This window comes from Nocardioides coralli (genome assembly GCF_019880385.1).
In the GTDB taxonomy this organism is placed as follows: domain Bacteria; phylum Actinomycetota; class Actinomycetes; order Propionibacteriales; family Nocardioidaceae; genus Nocardioides; species Nocardioides coralli.
Genome location: NZ_CP082273.1, coordinates 3,038,870 through 3,063,037, shown reverse-complemented (window position 1 = coordinate 3,063,037; position 24,168 = coordinate 3,038,870). Strand labels below are relative to the sequence as shown.

Below are 24,168 nucleotides of genomic sequence, written 5' to 3'. Positions count from 1 at the left end.
AACCTCTCACTGCCCCTTGGCGGCGTACGCCTCTTCGGTGGCGTGCTTGTGGGGCTGCCACCAGTCGGCGTGGTCGCGGTACCAGTCGATGGTGCGGGACAGGCCCTCCTCGAAGTCGCGGTAGCGCGGCTCCCAGCCCAGCTCGGTGCGCAGCTTGGTGGCGTCGATGGCGTACCGCAGGTCGTGGCCGGCGCGGTCGGTGACGTGGTCGAAGTCGTCCTCAGCGCGGCCGAGCGCCTTGAGGATCATCTGCACGACCTGCAGGTTGTTCAGCTCGCCGTCGGCGCCGATCAGGTAGGTCTCGCCCTGCCGGCCGCGCTCGAGGATGGTCAGCACCGCCGAGCTGTGGTCGTCGACGTGGATCCAGTCGCGGACGTTGGCGCCGGCGCCGTAGAGCTTGGCTCGGCCGCCGTCGAGCAGGTTGGTGATCTGGCGGGGGATGAACTTCTCGATGTGCTGCCAGGGGCCGTAGTTGTTGGAGCAGTTGGAGATCGTCGCGTTGACCCCGAAGCTGCGCACCCACGCTCGGACCAGGTGGTCCGAGCCGGCCTTGGAGGCCGAGTAGGGGCTGCTCGGCCGGTACGGCGTCTCCTCGGTGAACTTCGCGGGGTCGTCGAGCTCCAGGTCGCCGTAGACCTCGTCGGTGGAGACGTGGTGGAGCCGGGTGCCGGCCCGCCGGACCGCCTCGAGGATGGTGAAGGTGCCGACCAGGTTGGTCTGCACGAACGGGCTCGGGTCCGACAGCGAGTTGTCGTTGTGTGACTCGGCGGCGAAGTGGACGACAGCGTCGTGCTCCCCGATCAACCGGTCGACCACGGTCGCGTCGACGATGTCGCCCACCACCAGCTCCACCCGATCGTTGGGCAGCTCGGCGAGCGCCTCCTCGCTGGCGGCGTAGGTCAGCTTGTCGAGGACGGTGACCCGCGCCTCGGTGTGGCCGACGAGGTGGTGGACGAAGTTGGCGCCGATGAAGCCGGCGCCGCCGGTGACCAGGATCCGCTGCACGGTCGAGCAGTCTACGGCCGCCCGCGCGGCATCAGCGTTCGAGCCTCGGCGGCCCGACGCTAGGGTCTGGCGCATGCGCGGCATCATCCTCGCCGGGGGCACCGGCTCGCGGCTGCACCCGATCACCAGGGCGGTCAGCAAGCAGCTGGTCCCGGTCTACGACAAGCCGATGATCTACTACCCGCTGTCCACGCTGATGCTGGCCGGGATCCGGGAGATCCTGGTCATCACCACCCCCCACGAGGCCGACCAGTTCGAGCGGCTGCTCGGCGACGGGTCGGCCTTGGGGCTGACGATCACCTACGCCGTGCAGCCCAGCCCTGACGGGCTCGCGCAGGCCTTCACCATCGGCGAGGAGCACATTGGCGGCGAGAGCGTCGCCCTCGTCCTCGGCGACAACATCTTCTACGGCGGCGGGCTGGGCATCCACCTGCGGCGGTTCCGGGACATCGACGGCGCGGCCGTCTTCGGCTACCGGGTGTCCGACCCGACGGCGTACGGCGTCGTGGAGTTCGACGAGAACGGCACCGCGATCTCGCTGGAGGAGAAGCCGGCCAAGCCGCGCAGCCCGTACGCCGTGCCCGGGCTCTACTTCTACGGCCCCGACGTGGTCCAACGGGCCCGCGAGCTGAAGCCGTCGGCCCGTGGCGAGCTCGAGATCACCGACCTCAACCGGATGTACCTGGAGGAGGGGCGGCTCAAGGTCGAGGTACTGCCCCGCGGGGCAGCGTGGCTCGACACCGGGACCTTCGACGACCTCAACGACGCCAGCGACTTCGTCCGCGCCATCGAGAGCCGGCAGGGGCTCAAGATCGGCTGCCCGGAGGAGGTCGCCTGGCGGATGGGGTTCATCGACGACGAACAGCTCCGGGCCACCGCCAAGGGGCTCGAGAAGAGCGGCTATGGGGACTACCTGATGGCGCTGCTGGAGGAGGATCAGTAGGCGCCCTTCGCGCTGATGACTGCGCGCACGGTCTTCATCAGGATGATGATGTCCTGCATCATCGACCAGTTGTCCACGTAGTAGAGGTCCAGCCTGACCGAGTCGTCGACATCGAGGTCGTTGCGTCCCGAGACCTGCCACAGGCCCGTCAACCCCGGACGGACGTGGAGACGGCGGGCCATGAACTCGTCGTACTGGGCTACCTCGGCAGCCACCTGGGGACGCGGCCCGACCAGGCTCATGTCGCCGCGGAGTACGTTGAAGAGCTGCGGCAGCTCGTCCAGTGAGTAGCGCCGCAGCCACTTGCCGGGACGTGTGATGCGGGGGTCTTCCTTGTCCTTGAAGAGCAGCGCCTGTCGTCCGAGCCGTCGTCGCAGGCCGTCGACCTGCGCATCGGCGTCGGGCACCATCGTGCGGAACTTCAGGCAGCGGAAGTGCTCGCCGTCCCTGCCGATGCGTGTGTGGCCGAAGAGGACGGGTCCTCGGTCGTGCTTCTTGATCAGAAGGGTGATCACCGCCAGGGCAGGGAGTGTCATCACGATGAGGCCGAGCGAGCCGAGGACGTCGAAGCTGCGCTTCCCCCAACGCGACGCGCGCAGCGTGCGGGTTCCCTGGACGTGGATCAGGGGGAGGCCCGCCACAGGGCGGATCTGCACGCGCTCCTTGGACACGTCGGTCACGCTCGGCGCCACGACGACGTTGATGTTGTCGCGCTCGAGCTCCCAGACCGTGCGCCTCATCTCCTTGGCCGAGGACATGCCCCCACCCGTGAAGAAGACCAGCTCGGCTCCCAGGCGCGGAGCCAGCTGCACAGCCTCGTCGACGTTCCCGAGCACCGGGACTCCGACCCTGGTTTCCGAGTCGAGCTCCGTCTGTGGCGTGAGTGCACCCACGATCTCGTAGCCGAGCCACGGCTCCCGACGCAGGGTGCGAGCGATGTCGTCGACACAGCCCATGTGGCCGACGAGCAGGATCCTGCGACGCAGGTGGCCGCGCCGCCGGGCGCGGTGCAGAGTCTTTCGCAGCAGGTAGCGCCCGGTCAGCAGCATCGGGATGCCCACCACGAACGCGAAGACGAAGAAGCCGCGCGAGAGCTGGTACTTCATCATGTAGCAGCCGATACCGATGGCGGCGGCCGCGGTCGCCGAGGCCGTTGCGACGCGCTTGAACTCGTCGAACCCTGCGCCGAAGACATCGCGGTCGTAGCCACCTCTGACCGCGATCAGGCAAACCCACCCGGCCGCCATGACGGTGCCGGGCACGGTGAGGTTGTTCAGCGCTGTCTCTGAGTCGAGCAGGAATCCGGTTCGCCGGAGCTGTGCTGCGACGAGGATCGAGATCCCGACAACCCCGAGGTCGATGAGCAGTGCTGTTGCCGGGAGCGCGGCGAGGGCGCGATACCGGGGCTCGGCGGGCAGCTGCACCCTGGAGGCGACGGTCGTCGTCATGGGGTCATCCCGAACCCGTCCGGCTCGCGCCAGACGCACGTCATCGGTGATCCCATGCGGCCAGTTCTACCGCGCCGGGGGCCCGGAGGTCTGGCGATCCGTACCACTCGCCCGCCTTTTCTGACAAGTCCCCGATCCGCACCAGCCGCACCCGACCAGGAGTCGAGCACCAGTTCAGGCAGCGGCGTCAGTGGCCCACGGCTCTCGGCACGCGGTCACCCCGGGCGCGACGCCTGGAGATCGGCCTCCACCATCATCTGCACCAGCTCGGGGAACCGCACCGTCGGCCGCCAACCCAGCACGCGCTCGGCCTTGCTGGCATCTCCCACGACACGGTCCACGTCGGCGGGCCGACGCAGGTCAGGATCGTGCCGGACGTACCGCGTCCAGTCGTCGATGCCAACAGCTCGGAAGGCCGCGTCGACGAACTCGCGGATCGAGTGCGCCTCGCCGGTGGCGATGACGTAGTCGTCGGCCTGGGGCTGCTGCAGCATCAGCCACATGGCTTCCACGTAGTCACCCGCGAAGCCCCAGTCGCGCTGGACGTCGAGGTTGCCGAGGGTGAGGTGGTCCTGCAGCCCGAGCTTGATCCGAGCGACAGCCCGGCTGATCTTGCGGGTCACGAACTCAGGGCCCCGGCGAGGTGACTCGTGGTTGAAGAGGATGCCCGAGCTGGCGTGCATGCCGTAGGACTCGCGGTAGTTGATGGTCATGTAGTGGGCGAAGACCTTGGCGACGCCGTACGGCGAGCGGGGCCAGAGCAGGGTCGTCTCGTTCTGGATGTCAGCCTGCGCCTTGCCGAACATCTCCGAGCTCGACGCCTGGTAGAAGCGGACCCGGCCGGGGTCGTCGCCGGTGTGGAGCCGGACCGCCTCCAGCAGGTGGAGCACGCCCTTGGCGGTGACGTCGGTGGTGAGAGAGGCGTTCTCCCACGAGTAGGCGACGTAGGAGATCGCGCCCAGGTTGTAGACCTCGTCGGGGTCGGCGTCGCGCAGCGCGCGGATCAGGCTCGACATGTCGGTCAGGTCGCCGGTGTGGAGGCGCACGTCGGGCACGAGGCTCTCCACCAGGTCGCGGCGGGGGTTGTTCTGGCCGCGGATCAGCCCGTGCACGTCGTACCCCTTGGCGAGCAGGAGCTCGGCGAGGTAGAGGCCGTCCTGACCCGTGATGCCGGTGATCAGCGCGGTCGGCATGCGGGAATCATGCCAGCGTGGTGGGATCTCGACGGGCTCGACCTCCGTGGGGTGGCTTGGGTGTGGGGGGCCGGGCGTTTCGAGGCTCGTCGCCAGGGCTCCTTGCACCTCAACGTCCGGACGTGGGCTGCGCCGGAGGTTGAGGTGCGAGCGGAGCGAGCCACGAAACCACCGGGCGGGCCTACCCACGCCGCCCAGTAGTCTGCCGCGCATGAAGGTTCTGGTCAGTGGTGGTGCCGGCTACATCGGGTCCCACACGGTGGTGCGGCTCGTGGAGGCCGGCCACGACGTGGTGATCGTCGACAACTTCAGCAACGCCGTCCCGGCGGTGCTGGGCCGGCTGGAGGCGCTCACCGGGACCGCGATCCCGTGCCACGCCTTCGACCTCACCGACCACGACAAGACCGCCCACCTCTTCGCGGCTGAGGCCTTCGAGGCGGTCATCCACTTCGCCGGCTACAAGGCGGTGGGGGAGAGCGTCGCCAAGCCGCTGGACTACTACGAGAACAACCTCGGCTCGACGTTCTCGCTGCTCCGCGCCATGCAGCGCCACGACGTGACCAAGCTGGTGTTCTCCTCCAGCGCCACTGTCTACGGCACCGACCAGGCCGGCGCCACCGAGGACCGGCGGACCTTCGCCACCAACCCCTACGGCTGGACCAAGGTCATGCAGGAGCAGATCATGCGCGACGTGGCGGTGGCATCGCCGGAGATGCGGTTCGCGCTGCTGCGCTACTTCAACCCCGTCGGTGCCCACCCCTCCGGCACCATCGGCGAGGACCCCTCCGACGTCCCCAACAACCTGATGCCCTACATCGCCCAGGTCGCCGTCGGCCGGCGCGAGAAGCTGCAGGTCTTCGGCGACGACTACGACACCCCCGACGGCACCGGCGTCCGCGACTACATCCACGTCGCGGACCTCGCCGCCGGCCACGTCGCCGCCCTCGAGGCGCTCGACCGCACCCAGGACGCCGTCAACGTCTGGAACCTCGGCTCCGGCCGCGGCACCAGCGTCCTCGAGCTCCTCCACGCCTTCGAGAAGGCCGTCGGCCGCGACCTGCCCTACGAGATCGTCGGCCGGCGCCCCGGCGACGTCGCCTCCTCCTACGCCGACCCGGCCAAGGCCAACGCCGAGCTCCACTGGCGCACCGAGAAGTCGGTCGAGGACATGTGCGCCGACACCTGGCGCTGGCAGTCGCAGAACCCGCAGGGCTACGCCGGCTGATGCTGCGGCGCGCCGGCCTGGCGCTGGTCGCGGGGGTGCTCGCGGCCGGGTCGCCGGCGCCGTACGCCGCCGCGCAGGACGACCCCGGTCCGGCCGCCGGTCGCGCGCAGCCGCTCGCCGGGCGGACGGTCGTCCTCGACGCCGGGCACCAGCTCGGCAACCAGCGGTACCCGCGGCAGACCACCCGACTCGTGCCGGCCGGTGGGTTCCGCAAGCCCTGCAACACCACCGGCACCGAGACCGCCACCGGCGTGGCCGAGACCACCGTCAACTGGCGGGTCACCCGGCTGCTGCAGCGGCGGCTCGAGGCGCTCGGCGCCCGGGTGGTGCTGACCCGCACCAGCAACCGGCTCGACCGGTGGGGGCCGTGCGTCGACGCCCGCGGCCGCGCCGGCAACCGGATCGGCGCCGACCTCAAGCTCAGCATCCACGCCGACGGCGCCGCCCCCGGGCAGCGCGGCTTCCACGTGGTCACGCCGACCTCCCGGCCGCGGTGGACCCGCGACATCGCCCGGCCCTCCCGACGGCTGGCGGTGGCCGTGAGGTCCGGGCTGCAGGGCCGGTCGTTCCGCACCGTGCCGTACGTCGCCGGCGGGATCGACCGCCGCGGCGACCTCGCCACCCTCAACCTCTCCGACGTGCCGGCGGTCGTCGTCGAGCTCGGCAACCTCCGCGACCGGCGTGACGCGCGGCTGCTGACCTCGCCCCGCGGGCAGGCCCGGGCCGCGGCCGGGCTGCTGGCCGGCGTACGCCGGTTCCTGGGATAGCTCCCGCACTGCTTGGTGCGGGTCGGTCAGTGCGAGCGACTGCCGACCACGTGACCATGTCGGCTGGTCAGCATCCATCGCAGACCGAACTCGAGGGAGTCCGACTGTACGACGTTGGCACTGGCCTCGGGCAGCCACAGCGTCACGGCGACGCCGGCGGTGCGACCAGAGGGTCCAAAGTTGGCCACCTTCACGTCCTCCAGGCCGGACAGGGATCCGCGATACTGCAGGGCGCCGTTCGAGCGCACCATCACCTGGAGGTGGCCGGGCAGCTCGCCCTGATGCGGGTCGCAGGTGTTGTCTCCGGCTTCCCTCTCGTTCTCGGTACATCCGTTCTCGGCCTGCGAGAGCTCGTGCGTGGACACGGTCACCCGTACCGGCAGCTTGGTGGCACTGATCAATCGGACCTGCCTCGTCAGCGGCTGCCCGGGCGCGAGGGCCAGCTCGGTGAAGAGGGGACCGTCGGCAGGCTGCCACCGGCCCTCGACGAGCTGCATGACGTGGAGCGGCCCGCCTCGACCGGCCGCATCGGATGAGGCGCCACCTCCCGCGACGACGATGATCACGAGCGGGACCAGTGCCGTCCGGAAGTGTCGTGAGAACCGGGGCCTCGAAGCTCGATGTCTCATTCCTCACCCCCCGTGACGTCGGTCCCGGTTTCCTCCGAGGGGCCGGGCTCGCTGCTCTGCCCCTCTTGCGTCCCGCTGGTCGACCCGGTCCGGTCGGTCTCGTCCTCGGTCTGCTCAGCCGCTTCCTTGCCGTCGCCCTCGTCCTCGTGGTCGTCCTCGTCGTCGTCCTCGTCGTCTTCGACGAGCCCCTCGTCGCCCTGGGGGTTCTTGTCGTCGTCCTCGTCGTCCTCGTCGTCGTCTTCGGTGTCCCCGAGAGCCGGGTGAGGGACCTCCTCGCAGTCGACGATCAGTCCGGACGCGAAGCCAAAGCACGTGTCCCAACCCTCGCCGCCGTAGAGCGCATCCCTGCCGGGCAGGTCCGGTTGGTGCGGCAGGCTCAGAGCCACGAGCAGATCGTGTCCGGTTCCTCCCAGCAGGGTGTCGACATCGCCGCCGCCGATCAGGAGGTCGTTGCCGGAGCCGCCCACGAGACAGTCGTTGCCGTGCGCTCCGTAGATCTTGTCGTTGCCGCCATGCCCCAGGATGAGGTCCCGCGCGCTCGACTTGCCGATGAGCAGGTCCGGCCCCGGAGTTCCGACGATCACCTTGTCGAAGACCATGCCCGCGCACTCCGTCGGGACGTCAGAGAGGCGCGTGCCTGCCGCCACGCGGTTCTGGGGGTTGGCGTCGGCGTCCCCGAGCCTCGCAGCCGTAGTCGTCGCGCCCGCCAGCGAGAACCCCGACGTGAAGCACGCCAGGGCCACGACCACGGCCCCGGGCCTCCTCACTGCTCCTCCTCGTCGGGACGCCTGCGGGATGTGGACCCGAGGTTGCGACGCAGGTTGCGCAGCTCGCCGGCGATGATGAGGCCCGCAGGGATCGCCACGAGGCCCATCAGCAGCGTGGGATCACGCTGTAGGCGATCAACCACCCAGCCGAGGCGGGGCACGTCGAAGGCCACCTCACCGACGACGTCGCGGGGTGGCACCAGTCCCGCATCGGCGGTGTCGTTGGCGTCGCCCTGGGTACGGAAGTGCTGAACGCCCTCGACCGGGACGAGCTCGACGACCCGGTGCGTCACGGTGGCCGTCGAGGTCGTGGGCGACGTGAACACAAGTGGGGTCCCGACTTCGACGTCCGCGGCAGTGACGGGCTTGACGAAGGTGAGAGTGCCGACGGGGTACGTCGGTTCCATGCTCGGCGTGCTGATGATCATGATGTCCCAGCCGAGGATCCGCGGCGCGATGGGGACAGCCAGGGCCAGAAGGACGGCCGAGGCGACGACCGTGGTCGCAAGGACGGACGCGACCCGGCCCCAGAGGCGGCGCTTCACCGGCGCCGAGGGCGCCACCGCGGCGGTCTGGTCAGTGAGGTCGGTGGTGGGCATCGATCACACCACCTGGGCCAGCGTCCACACGAGGTCGAACTCCGCGGAGTCCCCGTTGGCCCGGTCTCGATCGAGCGGGCCGACAGCGTCCGGCGCCATCGGCCAGTCCACTGTGAGAGACACACAGGTGTGCGCGCCGCCGGGCAGGGCCGAGACGCCAGTACCCGCCTTGAGCTGGTCCATCGTCAACCACTGCTGTGGTGCAGGCGTGGCGAGGCAGCTGGCGCCGGTGGGCGTGTAGGTGGCGATGCCGAAACGCAGCTGGTCCGACAGCTCGCCCTGGAGAGGGCCGCACGACACGTCAGCGGCTTCGCTCTCGGGGTCGATGCAGGTGTTCTCGAAATCTCGGACATCGGTCGCCTGGACGGAGACGGCGCCGTCGATGGTGCCGCCGTTCCTGAGACAGACGGTGGTCGCGCGTGTCTCGCCCGGCCGCAGGTCGCCGAAGGAGGGAAGGGTGAAGGTGGCGCGCCAGTCGTCGGCGGCCAGGTCCGCCGGGCTGCAGGAAGCTGCCGCCGCCGCGTCCTGACGGGGTGAGCCAAAGAGCTCGATGGACCCGCTCGTCAGCCGGTTGTCCGGGTTGTCGTCGGCGTCCAGCAGGAATGCGGTGGTCGCGACCCCGGCACACAATCCCAGTGCCGCCGTGGCACTGGCCACGCCGAACAGCATTGCTCTGGTCATCCCAGCCCCCCTGGAAATCGGTGGCTCGGTGGGGGCCGCCGGGCGGCCCCCACCGAGACTCACGAGGTGTGACTCAGGCCTGGTTCAGCGTCCACTGGATGTCGAACTCAGCCGTGTCGTCCATGGCCTGGTTTGGGTCGAAGCCCGGGCCGTCCTTCCACCAGAACTTGAGACCGACGCACGACGCCTGGCCGGCGTTGAGGCTGCCGAGCGAGATGTCGGGGTCACCCTCAAGGTCCTTCAGCGTCTTGTTGACGCCGGTGGAGTTGGGGGCGGCCTCTGCGAAGGTGCACGTACCGTCGCCGTTGGGCGCCCACCGGATGTAGCTCAGCAGCACCTGGTCGCCGAACTCGCCCGTGCCCGGGGTCGCGTCGCCGGCCTCCTGCTCGGGCTCGAGGTGGGCGTTCTCGTAGTCGCGGACGGTGCCGTTCGGGATGTCGATCGACAGGTTGCCGTCGATGTTGCCGTCGTTGCGGATGCAGACCACCTTGAACGCCTCGGCGTAGGTGCCGTCGCTGGCACGTCGCCCGCCGGCTCCAGGACGGAACTTGTCGAACGGCGGCGCCTGAAAGCCCGCCGTGTAGTCGTCCTGCTGGTAGTCGTCACACTGGTTCGGCGGCACGTCGCTGGCGTTGTCACCCTCGGTCTGGGTGTCGGCGGACAGCAGCAGGGTGCCGGCCCGCAGCTGGTTGTTGTTGTTGTCGTCGACGTCGACGAGTGCGGCGAAGGTCCCCGCGCCGGCGACGAGGCCGACAGCCGCGACGATCGTGGCTCCGCTGAAGAGGAGCTGCTTCTTGCGCTTCATCTGTGTACCCCCTGGTGCTGGCTCCGGTCCCCCCGCAGCCCCTGGAACTGACCGCAACAAGAGACCAGAGGTGATGTCGGGGCCTCTACGTCAAAATCAATGAAACGGTCTCCGCCCCATCGAGATCGCGCGTGGATTCGAGTGAGGCTGCGTAAGCGGTCGGTGGCGTGGACTGAACCACTAGGCTCACCCGCCATGACCGACCTCCCCGAGCCGCTGGCCGACCGGACGGTGGCCGTGCTCGGCGGCACCGGGCCGCAGGGCCGTGGGCTGGCACGGCGCTGGGCCACGGCGGGCCTGCCGGTCGTGCTCGGCTCGCGGTCGGCAGAACGGGCCGAGGAGGCCGCCGCAGCGCTGGCTGCCGACACCGGCGGCCGGGTCACGGGCGCCGACAACGCCGCCGCCGCGGCCGCGGGCGACGTGGTCGTGGTCGCCGTGCCGTGGGACGGCCACGCCGACCTGCTCCGCGAGCTCGCCGGGCCGCTGGCCGGCAAGGTCGTCGTCGACTGCGTCAACCCGCTCGGCTTCGACAAGCAGGGTCCCTTCGCGCTCGCCGTCGAGGAGGGCTCGGCCGCCCAGCAGGCCGCCGCGCTGCTGCCCGACTCCGTCGTCGTCGGCGCGTTCCACCACGTCAGCGCCGTCCTCCTCGACGACCCCGAGGTGGCCGAGGTCGACACCGACGTGCTGGTCCTCGGCGACGACCGCGACGCCACCGACCTGGTCCGGGCGCTGGCCGACGCGATCCCCGGGATGCGGGGCGTGTACGGCGGGCGGCTGCGCAACGCCCACCAGGTCGAGGCGCTCACGGCCAACCTGATCGCCATCAACCGCCGCTACCAGTCCCACGCCGGCATCCGGGTCACCGACGTCTGAGCCATGCCCACCCTGGTCCTCATCCGGCACGCGAAGTCCGACTGGTCCGCCACCCGCGCCGACCGCGACCGGCCGCTCGCCGCGCGCGGCCAGCGGCAGGGCGCCGAGGCCGGCCGCTGGCTCGCCGAGCACGGACCCACCCTCGACGTCGCCGTCGTCTCACCCGCCACCCGCGCCCGGGCCACCTGGGACCTGGTCGCCGAGGAGCTGCCCGACCCGCCGCCCGCCGAGATCCACGAGGCGGCCTACACCTTCGACGGTGAGGACCTGCTCGAGATCGTCCGCGGCCTCGACGAGCGGCTCGATGCGGTCGCGCTGGTCGGCCACAACCCGGCGATGGAGGAGCTGCTGCGCTCGCTGACGGGGGAGTGGCACACGATGCCGACCTCGTGCATCGCGGTGCTGCGGTGGGACGGCCCGTGGTCGACGCCCGACGACGTCGAGCTGGTCGCGCACGGCCGGCCGCCGACGTGACGGCCGAGGTCCGGCCGCGCACACCCGGCGACGTACCCGTGCTCGGGGAGGTGCTCGCCGCCCAGCAGCCGACCAGCCGTTACCCGATGCGGTGGCCGCTGCCGTTCCCGGTCGCCGACTTCATCGTGCGGCCCGGGGAGCTGGCGGCGTGGACGGCGCTGGTCGGCGGCCGGCCCGTGGGGCACGTGGCGGTGACCGAGGTCGGCGACGACGGGTTCGCGGCAGCGTGGTCGGCCGGGCACGGACTCCCGACGCCGCGGCTGGGGGTGGTGACCAGCTTCTTCGTCGACCCGGCCCAGCGGCGTACCGGCCTCGGGCGGCAGCTGCACGACACCGCCGTCGGCTGGTTGCGGGCCGCCGGGCGGGGGCCGTGCCTCGACGTGGTGCCGCTGCACGAGGCGGCGACCGCGATGTACGCCGGCCTCGGCTGGGTCGAGGTGGGTCGCGGGCGCCCTGGGTGGCTGCCGGCGTACGCGCCGGACGTGGTGGCGATGGTGCTGCCTCGGGGAGTGCCCGCGGGTCGGTGCCCGCCGAGGTTGTCAGGCAATTCTGGCCGTTGTCCGGTGTTGCTTCGCCTGACAACCGGCAGTTTCCCCGGCCGACCGGGGAAACCGCGGAGCCCCTACCGCACCGCCAGCGCGTCCATCGCGCCGAGCACGGTGCGGATGTGGGGCACTTCGTGCACCCGCAGCAGGTGGGCGCCGCCGAGGGCGGCGAAGACCGCGAAGAACCCCTCCGCCTTGCGGAACTCGTCCTCGAACAGGTCGAACGCGTGCGGCAGCGCGTGGCCCGCCGGTACGCCGAGCTCGCGCAGCCGCAGCGCCTGCACCAGCACCCGCAGCTGCACCTTCGCCTTGGCGACCCCGCTCAGGTTGGGGAAGGAGAACCCCATCCCGGGGTCGATGACGACCCGGTCCACGCCCAGCGACCGTGCCCGCTCCAGCCGCGGCCCGAAGTGGTCGAGCAGCACCGGCACCAGGTCGGCGTCAGCCGGCAGGTCCTCGGCGTCGCGCACGTTGTCGCCCTGGCTGAAGCACATCAGCACGCTCGCGTCGTGCTCGGCGACGAGACGGAGCATCTCCTCCTCGTGCTCGGTGCCGGTCAGGTTGATCATCCGCGCCCCGGCGGCCAGCACCGACTTCACCACCGCCGGCTCGTAGGTCTCCACCGACACCGCTACCTCGTCGGCCAGCTGCTCCACCACGGGCAGCAGCAGGTCGAGCTGCTCGTCGGGCCCCCGGCGCTCGGCGTCGCTGCCGCTGGCCTCCGCGCCGACGTCGACGATCGTGGCGCCCTGCGCCACCTGGGTGCGGGCCTTGCGCACCGCCGAGGCGGTCGACACCGCGACGCTCTCGCGGTAGGTCGAGTCGCGGGACAGGTTGACCGTCCCCATGATCGTCACGTGGCCGTCGCCGACCGTGACGTCGTCGCTCACCCGCACCGGCGCCACCGGCCGCTCCAGCTCGGCCCCGTGGTCGGCGTACAGCTGGGCGAGGGCTTCGAGCGTGATCACCCCACCAGCCTAGGAGGGTGCCACTAGCGTGGGGCGGGTGAGAGTGCTGATCGGACCCGACGCCGCCCTGCCCGAGGTGTACGCCGCCAGCCGCTCGCCCTGGCTGCGGTCCAACATGGTGGCCACCGTCGACGGCGCCACCACCGGCTCCTCCGGCACCAGCAAGACCATCAACTCCGACGCCGACAGCGAGGTCTTCGCGCTGCTGCGCGAGCTCGCCGACGTGATCATCGTCGGCGCCGGGACGGCCCGGTCGGAGAACTACGCCCCCAACCCGAAGCCGATGGTGGTGGTCAGCCGCAGCGCGTCGGTGCCCGAGAGCCTGCTCGAGGGCGAGCACGGGCCGGTGCTGCTCGCCACCGTCAGTCGTGCCGACAAGCTCGACCACGCCCGCGAGCTCCTCGGGCCCGACAACGTGCTGGTCCTCGGCTCCCACCGGGTCGACCTCGCCGAGCTGCGCCGGCTCCTCGAGGCCCGCGGCTACCAGCAGCTGCTCGCCGAGGGCGGGCCGCACCTGCTGCGCGACCTGCTCGACCAGGGCTGCGTCGACGAGGTCGACACCACCGTGGTGCCCCAGCTCATCGGCGGCACCCACCCGCGGATGCTGGACGGCCCGCCCGTCGACGTACCGCTGCGGCTCCACACGCTGGTCGAGCAGGACGGCACCCTGCTCGCCCGGTGGCTGGTCGACCGCTGAGCGAGAGGCTCAGACGGCGTCGAGCAGCGTCTTGATGAACGCCGGCAGGTCGCCCGGGTTGCGGCTGCTGATGAGGTTGCCGTCGACGACGACCTCCTCGTCGACCCAGGTGCCGCCGGCGTTGCGGATGTCGGTCTGCAGGCTCGGCCAGGCGGCCAGCCGCTTGCCGGAGAGGACGTCGGCCTCGACGAGGGTCCACGCGGCGTGGCAGATCGCCGCCACCGGCTTGCCCGAGGCGACGAAGTCCCGGACGAACGACACCGCGTCGGCGTCCATCCGCAGCGCGTCGGGGTTGGCGACACCGCCGGGCAGCACCAGCGCGTCGTAGTCGTCCACGCTGGCCTCGGCGACCTTGCGGTCGACCGGCCGGGTGTCGGCCTTGTCGAGGTGCTCGAAGAGCTGCACCTCGCCCTCCTCGGGGGAGAGCAGCTCGGCGGTGTGGCCGGCGCCGGTCACGGCGTCCCACGGCTCGGTGAGCTCGACCTTCTCGATGCCTTCGGACGCGGTCAGGAACGCAATCTTGGTGGTCATGGGGTCGACGGTAGGAGGCCGATCAAGCCCGTGGACCACCCTGACGGGGGAGTCGGCGTGCGGAGGTCCGGAGGTTGAGCCTGTCGACACCGGGTGGTCTCGACAAGCTCGACCGGCGTGGGGTCGGGTGGTCTCGACAAGCTCGACCGGCGTGGGGTCGGGTCGACGTACGGCGGTGCCTCAGCGGTGGGTGATGGTGCCCGGGCTGCCCTTGGCGAGGTCGCGGGAGATCACCATCCGCTGGATCTGGTTGGTGCCCTCGAAGATCTGCATCACCTTCGCCTCGCGCATGAAGCGCTCGACCGGGAAGTCGCGCGTGTAGCCGTAGCCACCCAGCACCTGCACCGCGTCCGTGGTCACCTTCATCGCGTTGTCGGTGCACACCAGCTTGGCGACCGACGCCTCCCGCGAGTAGGGCAGGCCGGCGTCCTTGCGGCGGGCCGCGGCGAGGTACGTCGCGCGCGCCGACTGGACCGCGGCCTCCATGTCGGCCAGCACGAACGCCAGCCCCTGGTGGTCGATGATCGGCTTGCCGAAGGTCTCCCGGTCACCGGCGTACGCCACGGCGTGGTCGAGCGCCCCCTGGGCGAGCCCGGTGGCGACCGCCGCGATCCCGAGCCGGCCGGCGTCGAGTCCGGCCAGCGCGATCCGCAGCCCGTCGCCCTCCTCGCCGAGCCGCCGCTCCACCGGCACCCGGACGCCGTCGAAGCGCATCGTCGCGGTCGCCGACCCGGTCAGCCCCATCTTCCGCTCCGGCGGGTCGGCGGAGAGCCCGTCGCTGTCGGCCGGCACCAGGAAGCAGGAGATGCCGTTGCGGTCCTCCGACGTGCGGGCCATGACCTTGTAGAAGTCGGCGTGGCCGCCGTGGGTGGTCCAGGCCTTGGCGCCGTTGATGACGTAGTGGTCGCCGTCCAGCTTGGCGCTGGTGCGCATCGCGGCCGGGTCGGAGCCGGCGTGCGCCTCCGAGAGGCAGTAGGCACCGAGCAGCCCGCCGCCGAGCATGTCGGGCAGCCACTGCTGCTTCTGCTCGTCGGTGCCGCGCGTGGCCAGCCCGAAGCACGACAGCGCGTGTACCGACACGCCCACGCCGACGCTCGACCAGACCGCGGCGATCTCCTCGAGCACCTGCAGGTAGGCCTCGTAGGGCTGCTCGCCGCCGCCGTACTCCTCCGGGTAGGGGAGCCCGAGCACCCCGAGCTCCCCGAGCTGTGCGAACACCTCGCGCGGGAAGGTCTCGGTCGCCTCGGCCTCGGCGCTGCGGGGCAGGAGCTCCTTGGTGGCGAAGTCGCGCACGAGCTGCACCAGCTCGGCGGACTCCTCGGTCGGCATCACCCGGGTCGCGGGCATCGGTGTCGTCCTCCAGGGGTGGGGTCGGGACGGTAGTCACAGTAGTCCGGGCCCGTTTCCGCGCCCCGGGTAGGTTCAGGAGCGTGACCGCCCGTACGCCGGAGGTCGACCCGACCCGACACTGGGTGGCGGCCTTCGTCCTCAACCTCGGCTTCGTCGGGCTGCTCTGGGCGATCGAGATCGCCGACGCGGTGACCCCGGCGGCCCTGGACAGCTACGGCATCCGGCCCCGCTCCGAGGACGGGTTGTGGGGCATCCTCGTCGCCCCGCTGCTGCACGGCGGCTGGGGACACCTCGAGGGCAACTCGGTCCCGCTGCTGGTGCTCGGCTTCCTCGTCGCGGTCGTCTCGACCGCCCGCTGGTTCATCGTGATGGCGTGGTCGTGGGTGGTCAGCGGCCTGGGGGTGTGGCTGCTCGCCCCCGCGGCGTCGGTCACGATCGGCGCCTCCGGGCTGGTCTTCGGGCTGCTCACCTACCTGCTGGTGGCCGGCTTCCGCGAGCGCAGCGCGACGAGGATCCTGGTCAGCGTCGCGGTCTTCATCGTCTACGGCGGGCTGCTGCTCGGCGTGCTGCCGACCGATGCCCGGGTCAGCTGGCAGGGGCACCTGTTCGGCGCCGTGGGCGGGGTGCTGGCGGCGTACGCCCACGCGGGACGGCGCCGGGTCCCGGCCCGGGTGTGACCAGCCGCCCCACCACCCGAACGGGCCATCTTTTTCCTAGTACCTGCCCCGGGTCCCCGGCCGACCCCTAGAGTCGACAGACTGCTCCCCTCCGCGCAGCTCGGGACCCGAAAGAAGTCAACATGCGAATCGACTGGCTGCCGTTCTCGGCGTCGGCGTTGGTGGCGGGTGCCACCGCGCTGTCGGTGGCCGCCCTGCTGACCCCGGCCACCGAGAGCTCCGCCGAGGCCCTGCGCCTCGCCTCCGAGCAGCGCGACGCGCGCTGGCTGCTGGTGGCGGGCATGTTCTTCCTGGCGTCGGTGGCGCTGACCCTCGGGATGCCGGCCATCCTCACCCTGCTCGACGCGCGCAACCCCCGGCTCGGCCTGACCGCCGTCGCCGTGTTCGCGGTCGGCTGCATCGGCACGGCCGGCTACGCGATGATCCTCGCGTTCTACAAGGCGCTGGTGAACGCCGACGCGCTGGTGGCCGAGGTGCTCGACCAGCTCACCCGCGACTGGACGTTCGCGATCTTCCTCTACGGCTGGATCGCGGCGTTCTACCTCGGCGAGCTGCTGATCGCGATCGCGCTGCTGCGCGCCCGCACGGTGCCGCGCTGGGTGCCGATGCTGCTGCTGGCCCACGTGGCGACGCTGCCGCTCTCGCAGCTGGTGCCGGCCGACGTGGCGTCGTTCGCGGTCCTGCTCCCGACGATCGCGTTCGCCGGGATGGGCATCGAGGCCAACAGCCGGCACCTCGTCACCGCCGCCTGACGACGGGCGTCCTCCCTGCCCTGAGGCAGTCGGCTCACGCCAGCAGGAGCCGCTCGAGGGCCGCTCGGGTCCAGCGGTCCCACTCGGTCAGCGACCAGCCGTAGTCGTCGAGACACGTGAGCGCCACGCGGGAGTCGGTGAGGACCGCCATCGTCGCGGCAGCCTGTGGCGCGGGTACGGCGAGGGCGTCGAGCCCCGCCAGCCGTCCCGCGATGCCGTCGACGCCCGCGCGGTGCCGCTGACGGCCGACGGCAGCGACCTCCGCCAGCTGTGGCTCGGAGCTCGCGGCCCCGAACGTGGCGCGGACCAGGTCGCCGCACCGCTCCATGAGCTGCCGCGTGATCTGCACCGGCAGCGCGACGAGCGCGCGGGGGTCCTCCAGCGTGCCGATCGTGCGCGCCAGCTCGCCGATGCCGGCCTCCTCGTCGATCAGCTCGTTGAGCGCGGCCGCCAGTGCGGCCTTCGACCCCACCGCGTCGTAGATGGTCTGCACCGACACCCCCGCCTCCGCCGCCACCTGCGTGACGCTGGTGCGTGCGTAGCCCTGGGTCGCGAAGAGCCGGCGGGCGGCGGCCACGATCTCCCGTCGCGTCTGCGCGGCCTGTTCCTCACGTCGACCCATGCTGCTCCTGTCACTTGACGGTCGTTCCAGTGAATGTAATGGTGTTCAAGTCAATGGAACGTCGATCCAGTCACTCTAGTGCGCGGGAGGACCCATGAACCACAGCGACGCGACCACCTCGACCGACCCCCGGACGGCCCCTCGGACCGCCGCACAGACGGAGAGGCCCCGCCAGCTCGCCGGGGACGCCGATGCGGCACAGCGCTGGCGTCGCACCGGCGGCGCCGCCGGCCTCTTCTTCGCCGCCAGCGTCATCGTCCAGAACCTCGTCCGCGGCACGGACGCACCCGCGGTGGGTGCCTCGGCCGAGGAGGTGCAGTCCTGGGCCGCCGGCGCCACCGTCTCGACCGCGCTGGTCACGGTCCTGGTGGCCCTCAACCTCGTCGCACTCGGGCTCTTCGTCGGCGCGGTCGTGCAGGAGGCGTGGGGGCGACGTCCGGCCCTGGCCGTCGCCGGGCTGTTCGGGGTGGCGGGCCTGATGGCCATGTTCTTGGTCACGGCCCTGGTCCCGGTCGTGGTGGTCGCGCGGGCGGCCGACCTCGAGGACGGGGTGCTGGTGGGGCTCATGGCGGTCCACGACGCCGCCTTCTCCTTCTCCCACCCGGCCCTCGGCCTGGCCCTGGCCGCGCTCGGGCTCGCCGGGGTGGCGGCCGGGATCACACCGCGGGCCTTCGCCGTGCTCGCACCGCTCGGCGGCGCCTTGCTGGTGCTCGCCGGCGCCGCGGCGTACTGGGTGGTCGGCGGCTCCCCGCTGCTGGTCGCCGCGCTCGCCGGGTTCCTCCTGTGGGTGGCCTTCCTGGTCGCGACCGGGCTCCGGCTGGTGCGACGCACCCCACCGGCCACGCACTGACTCCCACGCCGTCCCGCGCGCCTCGGCGCGGGCGGAGGCGACCCGGGGTCGTGCGAGGGGTCCGGTCAGGCGGGGGCGGCGCCGCGGCGGGCGCGCGAGGCCTGCTTGGCCCGCTCGTTGGCGTCGAGCACGACCTTGCGGATCCGCACCGTGTCGGGGGTGACCTCGACGCACTCGTCCTCGCGGCAGAACTCCAGGCACTGCTCGAGCGACAGCTTCCGCGGCGGCACCAGCTTCTCGAAGTTGTCGGCCGTGGAGGAGCGGATGTTGGTCTGCTGCTTCTCCTTGGTGATGTTGACGTCCATGTCGTCGGCGCGGGAGTTCTCGCCGACGATCATGCCCTCGTAGACCTCGGTCGTCGGCTCCACGAAGAGCACGCCGCGCTCCTGCAGGTTCGTCATGGCGTACGACGTCGCCGCACCCGCCCGGTCGGCGACCAGCGACCCGGAGGCGCGCGAGCGGATCTCGCCGGCCCACGGCTCGTAGGACTCGAACACGTGGTGGGCGATGCCGGTGCCGCGGGTCTCGGTGAGGAACTCGGTCCGGAAGCCGATCAGCCCCCGCGCCGGCACCAGGAACTCCATCCGCACCCAGCCGGTGCCGTGGTTGGTCATCTGCTCCATCCGGCCCTTGCGGGTGGCGAGCAGCTCGGTGATGATGCCGAGGTACTCCTCCGGGGCGTCGATGGTGAGCCGCTCCACCGGCTCGTGCACGGTGCCGTCGATCTCGCGGGTGACCACCTGCGGCTTGCCGACGGTCAGCTCGTAGCCCTCGCGGCGCATCTGCTCGACCAGGATCGCCAGCGCCAGCTCGCCGCGGCCCTGCACCTCCCAGGCGTCGGGGCGCTCGGTCGGCAGCACCCGCAGCGAGACGTTGCCGACCAGCTCGGAGTCGAGCCGGTCCTTGACCAGCCGCGCGGTGACCTTGGCGCCCTTGACCCGGCCGACCAGCGGCGAGGTGTTGGTGCCGATGGTCATCGAGATCGCCGGCTCGTCGACGTGGATCAGCGGCAGCGGCTTGGGGTCCTCGGCATCGGCGAGGGTCTCCCCGATGGTGATGTCGGGAATGCCCGCGACGGCGACGATGTCGCCGGGGCCCGCGCTCTCGCCGGGCTTGCGCTCCAGCCCCTCGGTGACCAGCAGCTCGGTGACGCGGACGTTCTTGGTGGTGCCGTCGCGGCGGATCCAGGCGACGGTCTGGCCCTTGTTGAGGGTGCCCTGGTGGATCCGCAGCAGCGCGAGCCTGCCGAGGAACGGGGAGGCGTCGAGGTTGGTGACGTGGGCCTGCAGCGGTGCGCCCTCGTCGTACGTCGGCGCGGGGATCGTCTCGAGGATGGTCCGGAACAGCGGCTCGAGGTCCTCGGAGTCCGGCAGCCCGCCGTCGGCGGGGGCCTCGAGGGAGGCGCGGCCCGCCTTGGCGCTGGCGTAGACGACCGGGAAGTCCAGCGCGTCCTGCCGGTGGGTGTCGTCGAGCAGGTCCATGAACAGCTCGTAGGTCTCGTCGACGACCTCGCTGATCCGGGCGTCGGCGCGGTCGACCTTGTTGACGACCAGCACGACCGGCATGTCGGCGTTGAGCGCCTTGCGGAGCACGAACCGGGTCTGCGGCAGCGGACCCTCGGAGGCGTCGACCAGCAGCACGATGCCGTCGACCATCGACAGCCCGCGCTCGACCTCGCCGCCGAAGTCGGCGTGGCCCGGGGTGTCGATGATGTTGATGGTCATCTCGCCGTACTGGACCGCGGTGTTCTTGGCGAGGATCGTGATGCCCTTCTCGCGCTCGAGGTCGCCGGAGTCCATGACCCGCTCGGCGACGCCCTCGGCCTGGTGGGCCGTGAAGGCACCGGCCTGGTGGAGCATCGCGTCGACCAGCGTGGTCTTGCCGTGGTCGACGTGGGCGACGATCGCGACGTTGCGCAGGTCGCTGCGGGTGGTGGGCATGCGGGGACGTCACTTTCTGAGGGGGTGCGGCCACCGGATCGTAGTCGCGCGGAGGGCCCGCTCTGGAATCGGTGGGGGTGGCGCTTCATCCGATGAACCTCTACAGTAACCTCAACAAGACGTCGAGGTAGAACCGAGGGGAGGGGCGTCATGGCGATGCTGATGGGGACCCGCGTGAGCGTCCACGAGCTGTTGCGTCGCAGCGCCGGCGGCGACCGGGCCGCCTTCGGCGAGCTCTACGACCTCACCTCCCGCGCCGCCTGGCTGACCGCCCGCGGCTCCGGCTTGGCCGACCCCGACGCCGCGACCGTGCTGCGGCGGGTCTACCGCGAGCTGTGGGAGCGCGCGGGCGAGGCCGACGTGCAGGCCGACCCCCGAGGCTGGCTGCTCGGCACCGTCCACCTCGCCGCCCGAGGGCTCCAGCCGCTCTGACACGATGACGCGGTGACCCTCGTCGCCGCCGCCGACGGCTCCGCACTCGGCAATCCCGGGCCCGCCGGCTGGGCGTGGTACGTCGACGACCACTGCTGGGCCAGCGGCGGCTGGCCCCACGGCACCAACAACATGGGTGAGCTGACCGCGGTGCTCGACCTGCTCCAGCAGACCGCCGGCCACGACGACGACCTGCTGGTCTACTGCGACTCGAGGTACACCATCAACTCGATCACCAAGTGGATGCCCGGCTGGAAGCGGCGCGGCTGGAAGAAGGGCGACGGCAAGCCGGTCGCCAACGTCGAGATCATGAAGGCGCTGGACGCGGCGATGCAGGGTCGGCGGGTGCGGTTCGAGTGGGTGAAGGGCCACGCCGGTCACGAGCTCAACGAGGCCGCCGACCGGCTCGCCAACGCGGCCGCGCTGGCCTACCAGAACGGTGAGCAGCCGGCCCACGGACCGGGGTTCGGCGACACGCGGTCGGAGCACGCGTTCGAGGTCACCCGGGCGCCCGAGCCGGACGCCGACCTGTTCTCGCTGGTCGACGAGTCGGCCCCCTCCGAGGAGGAGCAGGTCGTGGCGCTGGAGCGGTCGCTGCTGACCGACGAGGTGCGCGGCGACCCCGCGGCCGTCGCGGCGCTGCTCGATCCCGCGTGGGAGGAGATCGGCCGCTCCGGGCGGCGGTGGACCCGGGAGGAGATGGTGGCCGAGATCGGCCCGCTGGCCGACCCGGTCGACCTGGAGGTGCTGGCGGTCGAGCGGGTCGCCGGCGACGTACTCCTGCTGGTGTGGCGCTCGGTCCCCGCCACCGGTGAGCCCTCGCTGCGCAGCTCGCTGTGGGTACGCCGGGACGGCCGCTGGCTGCAGCGGTTCCACCAGGGGACCCCGGAGGCCTGACCGCCAGCCCACGCGGCTCGGCCTGGCCCCCTGCATGCGGGGTGCCGCTGCCAGAAGTGGGTAGTCCCTAACGAAAGGGCTCCCAGAAGGGCGTTTCGGGAGCATTTTCGTTAGGGACTATCCCCCACGCCGCGGGGGCAGGCAGGCCGACAGCCGAGAGGGACCCCTCAGGCCAGGGCGCGGTCGAGCGCGGCGTTCACGTGCAGCGTGGTGCAGGGGTACGCCGGCAGGTCGATGTCGGACTGGTGGATCAGCAGCTCCAGCTCGGTGCACCCCACGAGGATCCCCTCCGCGCCGGCGTCCCAGAGCTCGTCCACGATCCCGACCACCCGGCGGCGGGTGTCGTCGACGACGTTGCCGTGCACCAGCTCCTCGTAGATGGCGGTGTTGAGGAAGTCGTGGTGCGCCGGCGCGGGGACGATCACCTCGACCCCGTGGCCGGCCATCCGGTCGATGAAGAAGCTGTCGGACATCGCCACGGTGGTGCCGATCAGCCCGACCTTGCCGGCACCGGCGGCCTTGACGGCCTCGGCGACCACGTCGGCGAGGTGGAGCAGCGGGATGCCGACCGCGGCCGCCACCTGGTCGGCCACCTTGTGGAACGTCGTCGTGCACAGCACCAGGAAGTCGGCCCCGGCCCGCTCGACGCCCCGGGCGGCCTCGGCCAGCAGCTCGCCGATCCGGTCCCAGCGCTCGGCGTCCTCCAGCGCGGTCAGCTCCGCGAAGTCGACGGTGCTGAGCACCAGCTTGGGGGAGGAGAGCCCGCCGAGCCGCTCCTGCACGCCGAGGTTGAGGTCGCGGTAGTAGACGAGGCTGGACTCCCAGCTCATGCCGCCGACGAGGCCGATGGTCTGCACGTCGCTGAGTCTGTCACGGATCCCGCGACGGCCAGCGGGCCTCTCAGACCCGGTGGACCTTGTGCTGGGCCGCCTGGGCCCGCGGCCGGATCACCAGCTCGTCGATGTTGACGTGCGAGGGCCGGGTGGCGATCCAGCCGATCGCGTCGGCCACGTCCTCGGCGACCAGCGGGTCGGGTACGCCGGCATAGACCGCGTCCGCCGCCTCCTGGTCACCCTCGAAGCGCACCAGCGCGAACTCGTCGGTGCGCACCATCCCGGGCGCCACCTCCGAGACCCGGATCGGCTCGCCCACCAGCTCCAGCCGCAGCGTCTCGGTCATCACCTGCACGCCGTGCTTGGCGGCGGTGTAGCCGCCGCCGCCCTCGTAGGCGATGCGGCCGGCGGTCGAGCCGACGTTGACGACCAGCCCGTCGCCGCTGGCCCGCAGCGCCGGCAGCAGCGCCTGGGTCACCTGGAGGGTGCCGAGCACGTTGACGTCGTACATCGCCCGCCACTGCTCGGGGTCGGCCGACTCCACCGGGTCCGCTCCGAACGCGCCGCCGGCGTTGTTGACCAGCACGTGCAGGGACTCGCCCACGGCGGCGGCGAGGCCGGCCACGGAGTCGCGTGAGGTGACGTCGCAGGCGATCGCGACGCCGTCGATCTCGGCTGCGAGCGCCTCGATGCGGTCGGTACGCCGGGCGGCGCAGAACACCCGGAACCCGGCCGCGGCCAGGGTCCGGGCGGTCGCGGCGCCGATGCCGCTGCTGGCTCCGGTCACGACGGCGTTGCGCGCGGTCACGGTCATGCCGGAGATTGTGCCGGGTACCCGCCCCTCACCCGGTCGGGTGGTGGCAGACTTGGCCGGTCCGAAGAGCTCCGGGAGCGTGCATGAACCTGCGTGTCCTCGCGTCGTCGGCCGCCGTGGTCGGTGGGCTGTGCTGGCTGGTGCGGTGGGTCGTCGACCTCACCGCCGGCGACCCCGGCTGGGGCGGGGTGGCCCACTGGGTCGGCCTCGGACTGCTCGCGGTCGCGGTCGCCGTGGTCGGCGCCGGCCTGGTGAGCAGGAGCGCGCTGTGGCTGTGGGTGATCGTCGCGCTGGCCGCGCCCCTGCTGGCGTGGTCGGTCTACGCGGTGGTCAGGGGCGACGGCGAGGGCACCACGCTCGATGGCGTGCTCGGCATCGTGGCGCTCCTGGCGGGTGCTGCCGGCCTGGTGCGGGGGCGTGGCGAGCGCGAGTCCGAGGCGCCGCGCCAGCGGCCCGGCCGCCGCGCCGCGCGCTGAGAGGCGGGCCTCAGCCCGGATCGCCCAGCCACGACGGGAACCGGCCGCGGTTGGCCGCCACCCACCGGTAGGCCCGGTCGGCGACCGGCGCCAACAGTCGGCTCGCGATCGCCCGACCCGCGAGCCGCACGGGCAACCAACGCGAGGTCTGCAGCACCTGCGACACGGCCAGGTAGCCGCCGTACGTCGCGCCCTCACCGTCGACCCACCAGGCCGCTTCGGCGAAGTCGCGCCGGGTCAGGCCCAGCGGCTCCGGGTCGACCTCGTCCGACGGCACCGCCTCGAACCGGGTGCCCAGCCTGCGGGCCCAGCCCAGGCTCCGCTTGCAGAAGCCGCAGCGGCCGTCGTAGATGAGCACCCCTCCAGCGTAGGCAC

At 71.7% G+C, this 24,168-nt stretch carries 28 protein-coding genes and 1 pseudogene; 13 read left to right on the top strand and 16 right to left on the bottom strand.

What is annotated here, in order from left to right:
• Nucleotides 1–6: 6 nt before the first annotated feature.
• Complete coding sequence (rfbB, locus tag K6T13_RS15120) at nt 7–1,005, bottom strand: dTDP-glucose 4,6-dehydratase (protein ID WP_249423810.1); 999 nt, start codon at nt 1,003–1,005, stop codon at nt 7–9.
• A gap of 73 nt (nt 1,006–1,078) precedes the next feature.
• Here rfbB and rfbA point away from each other — a divergent pair, with 73 nt between their 5' ends.
• A complete protein-coding gene (gene rfbA, locus K6T13_RS15115; protein ID WP_222895363.1) occupies nt 1,079–1,948 on the top strand; it encodes a glucose-1-phosphate thymidylyltransferase RfbA in 870 nt (289 codons plus the stop codon).
• On the opposite strand, the gene K6T13_RS15110 is transcribed toward rfbA, so the two are convergent.
• Together K6T13_RS15110 and K6T13_RS15105 are read right to left on the bottom strand one after the other, a co-directional pair.
• Entirely contained in the window at nt 1,942–3,396 is a 1,455-nt protein-coding gene (locus K6T13_RS15110; protein ID WP_222895362.1) for a sugar transferase, read from the bottom strand. The genes rfbA and K6T13_RS15110 overlap by 7 nt on opposite strands.
• Nucleotides 3,397–3,611: 215 nt before the next feature.
• Nucleotides 3,612–4,589 (bottom strand): GDP-mannose 4,6-dehydratase, encoded by a 978-nt coding sequence (locus K6T13_RS15105; RefSeq protein ID WP_222895361.1) that lies wholly within the window; start codon nt 4,587–4,589, stop codon nt 3,612–3,614.
• A gap of 211 nt (nt 4,590–4,800) precedes the next feature.
• Between K6T13_RS15105 and galE the strand changes: the two genes are divergently transcribed.
• A complete protein-coding gene (galE, locus tag K6T13_RS15100; RefSeq protein ID WP_222895360.1) occupies nt 4,801–5,814 on the top strand; it encodes a UDP-glucose 4-epimerase GalE in 1,014 nt (337 codons plus the stop codon).
• Nucleotides 5,814–6,581, top strand: a complete 768-nt coding sequence (locus tag K6T13_RS15095) for an N-acetylmuramoyl-L-alanine amidase (RefSeq protein WP_222895359.1) — start codon at nt 5,814–5,816, stop codon at nt 6,579–6,581. Before galE ends, K6T13_RS15095 begins: the two co-directional genes overlap by 1 nt.
• Nucleotides 6,582–6,607: 26 nt before the next feature.
• Here the strand turns inward: K6T13_RS15095 and K6T13_RS15090 are convergent, their stop codons facing one another.
• The 5 genes from K6T13_RS15090 to K6T13_RS15070 form a co-directional block, all read right to left on the bottom strand.
• A complete protein-coding gene (locus K6T13_RS15090; RefSeq protein WP_222895358.1) occupies nt 6,608–7,078 on the bottom strand; it encodes a hypothetical protein in 471 nt (156 codons plus the stop codon).
• Between the two features lie 128 nt (nt 7,079–7,206).
• Nucleotides 7,207–7,959, bottom strand: a complete 753-nt coding sequence (locus tag K6T13_RS15085; RefSeq protein WP_249423809.1) for a calcium-binding protein — start codon at nt 7,957–7,959, stop codon at nt 7,207–7,209.
• A 14-nt stretch (nt 7,960–7,973) separates the two neighbouring features.
• On the bottom strand, nt 7,974–8,576 hold the full coding sequence (locus K6T13_RS15080; protein ID WP_222895357.1) for a signal peptidase I: 603 nt from the start codon (nt 8,574–8,576) through the stop codon (nt 7,974–7,976).
• Between the two features lie 3 nt (nt 8,577–8,579).
• The gene (locus K6T13_RS15075) at nt 8,580–9,245 is read right to left on the bottom strand and encodes a hypothetical protein (protein ID WP_222895356.1); all 666 of its coding nucleotides are present in this window, start codon (nt 9,243–9,245) and stop codon (nt 8,580–8,582) included.
• A gap of 85 nt (nt 9,246–9,330) precedes the next feature.
• Nucleotides 9,331–10,062, bottom strand: a complete 732-nt coding sequence (locus K6T13_RS15070; protein ID WP_222895355.1) for a hypothetical protein — start codon at nt 10,060–10,062, stop codon at nt 9,331–9,333.
• Between the two features lie 195 nt (nt 10,063–10,257).
• Between K6T13_RS15070 and npdG the strand changes: the two genes are divergently transcribed.
• From npdG to K6T13_RS17670, 3 genes and pseudogenes are all read left to right on the top strand, one after another.
• Nucleotides 10,258–10,935, top strand: a complete 678-nt coding sequence (npdG, locus tag K6T13_RS15065; protein WP_222895354.1) for an NADPH-dependent F420 reductase — start codon at nt 10,258–10,260, stop codon at nt 10,933–10,935.
• 3 nt (nt 10,936–10,938) lie between these two features.
• Nucleotides 10,939–11,409, top strand: coding sequence for a SixA phosphatase family protein (locus tag K6T13_RS15060; RefSeq protein WP_222895353.1), 471 nt, complete (start codon nt 10,939–10,941; stop codon nt 11,407–11,409).
• A gap of 86 nt (nt 11,410–11,495) precedes the next feature.
• Nucleotides 11,496–11,834: pseudogene (locus K6T13_RS17670) on the top strand (GNAT family N-acetyltransferase); the annotation flags it as partial.
• A gap of 197 nt (nt 11,835–12,031) precedes the next feature.
• Here K6T13_RS17670 and K6T13_RS15050 read toward each other — a convergent pair.
• On the bottom strand, nt 12,032–12,922 hold the full coding sequence (locus K6T13_RS15050) for a dihydropteroate synthase (protein WP_222895352.1): 891 nt from the start codon (nt 12,920–12,922) through the stop codon (nt 12,032–12,034).
• Nucleotides 12,923–12,959: 37 nt separating this feature from the next.
• Here K6T13_RS15050 and K6T13_RS15045 point away from each other — a divergent pair, with 37 nt between their 5' ends.
• Nucleotides 12,960–13,619 (top strand): dihydrofolate reductase family protein, encoded by a 660-nt coding sequence (locus K6T13_RS15045; RefSeq protein ID WP_222895351.1) that lies wholly within the window; start codon nt 12,960–12,962, stop codon nt 13,617–13,619.
• Between the two features lie 9 nt (nt 13,620–13,628).
• Here K6T13_RS15045 and K6T13_RS15040 read toward each other — a convergent pair whose 3' ends face one another.
• Together K6T13_RS15040 and K6T13_RS15035 are read right to left on the bottom strand one after the other, a co-directional pair.
• Nucleotides 13,629–14,150 (bottom strand): type 1 glutamine amidotransferase domain-containing protein, encoded by a 522-nt coding sequence (locus K6T13_RS15040; protein ID WP_222895350.1) that lies wholly within the window; start codon nt 14,148–14,150, stop codon nt 13,629–13,631.
• A 180-nt stretch (nt 14,151–14,330) separates the two neighbouring features.
• Nucleotides 14,331–15,497: an acyl-CoA dehydrogenase family protein gene (locus tag K6T13_RS15035; protein ID WP_222895349.1), complete on the bottom strand. Its 1,167-nt coding sequence runs from the start codon at nt 15,495–15,497 to the stop codon at nt 14,331–14,333.
• 83 nt (nt 15,498–15,580) lie between these two features.
• Between K6T13_RS15035 and K6T13_RS15030 the strand changes: the two genes are divergently transcribed.
• Both K6T13_RS15030 and K6T13_RS15025 read left to right on the top strand, forming a co-directional pair.
• Nucleotides 15,581–16,177: a rhomboid family intramembrane serine protease gene (locus tag K6T13_RS15030; protein ID WP_222895348.1), complete on the top strand. Its 597-nt coding sequence runs from the start codon at nt 15,581–15,583 to the stop codon at nt 16,175–16,177.
• Between the two features lie 122 nt (nt 16,178–16,299).
• Nucleotides 16,300–16,929, top strand: a complete 630-nt coding sequence (locus K6T13_RS15025; RefSeq protein ID WP_222895347.1) for a hypothetical protein — start codon at nt 16,300–16,302, stop codon at nt 16,927–16,929.
• Between the two features lie 34 nt (nt 16,930–16,963).
• Here K6T13_RS15025 and K6T13_RS15020 read toward each other — a convergent pair whose 3' ends face one another.
• Entirely contained in the window at nt 16,964–17,551 is a 588-nt protein-coding gene (locus tag K6T13_RS15020) for a TetR/AcrR family transcriptional regulator (RefSeq protein ID WP_222895346.1), read from the bottom strand.
• 94 nt (nt 17,552–17,645) lie between these two features.
• On the opposite strand from K6T13_RS15020, the gene K6T13_RS15015 reads away from it, so the two are divergent.
• A complete protein-coding gene (locus tag K6T13_RS15015; RefSeq protein WP_222895345.1) occupies nt 17,646–18,401 on the top strand; it encodes a hypothetical protein in 756 nt (251 codons plus the stop codon).
• Between the two features lie 65 nt (nt 18,402–18,466).
• Here K6T13_RS15015 and typA read toward each other — a convergent pair whose 3' ends face one another.
• Nucleotides 18,467–20,341 (bottom strand): translational GTPase TypA, encoded by a 1,875-nt coding sequence (gene typA / locus K6T13_RS15010; protein WP_222895344.1) that lies wholly within the window; start codon nt 20,339–20,341, stop codon nt 18,467–18,469.
• Between the two features lie 150 nt (nt 20,342–20,491).
• On the opposite strand from typA, the gene K6T13_RS15005 reads away from it, so the two are divergent.
• Both K6T13_RS15005 and K6T13_RS15000 read left to right on the top strand, forming a co-directional pair.
• Nucleotides 20,492–20,773: a sigma-70 family RNA polymerase sigma factor gene (locus K6T13_RS15005; RefSeq protein ID WP_222895343.1), complete on the top strand. Its 282-nt coding sequence runs from the start codon at nt 20,492–20,494 to the stop codon at nt 20,771–20,773.
• Nucleotides 20,774–20,785: 12 nt separating this feature from the next.
• Nucleotides 20,786–21,670, top strand: coding sequence for a ribonuclease HI family protein (locus tag K6T13_RS15000; protein ID WP_222895342.1), 885 nt, complete (start codon nt 20,786–20,788; stop codon nt 21,668–21,670).
• 167 nt (nt 21,671–21,837) lie between these two features.
• On the opposite strand, the gene K6T13_RS14995 is transcribed toward K6T13_RS15000, so the two are convergent.
• Both K6T13_RS14995 and K6T13_RS14990 read right to left on the bottom strand, forming a co-directional pair.
• Nucleotides 21,838–22,527: an aspartate/glutamate racemase family protein gene (locus K6T13_RS14995; protein ID WP_222895341.1), complete on the bottom strand. Its 690-nt coding sequence runs from the start codon at nt 22,525–22,527 to the stop codon at nt 21,838–21,840.
• Between the two features lie 43 nt (nt 22,528–22,570).
• Entirely contained in the window at nt 22,571–23,317 is a 747-nt protein-coding gene (locus tag K6T13_RS14990) for an SDR family NAD(P)-dependent oxidoreductase (RefSeq protein WP_222895340.1), read from the bottom strand.
• 83 nt (nt 23,318–23,400) lie between these two features.
• Here K6T13_RS14990 and K6T13_RS14985 point away from each other — a divergent pair, with 83 nt between their 5' ends.
• A complete protein-coding gene (locus K6T13_RS14985) occupies nt 23,401–23,793 on the top strand; it encodes a hypothetical protein (protein WP_222895339.1) in 393 nt (130 codons plus the stop codon).
• 10 nt (nt 23,794–23,803) lie between these two features.
• On the opposite strand, the gene K6T13_RS14980 is transcribed toward K6T13_RS14985, so the two are convergent.
• Nucleotides 23,804–24,151: a thiol-disulfide oxidoreductase DCC family protein gene (locus tag K6T13_RS14980; protein WP_222895338.1), complete on the bottom strand. Its 348-nt coding sequence runs from the start codon at nt 24,149–24,151 to the stop codon at nt 23,804–23,806.
• Between the last annotated feature and the right edge of the window lie 17 nt (nt 24,152–24,168).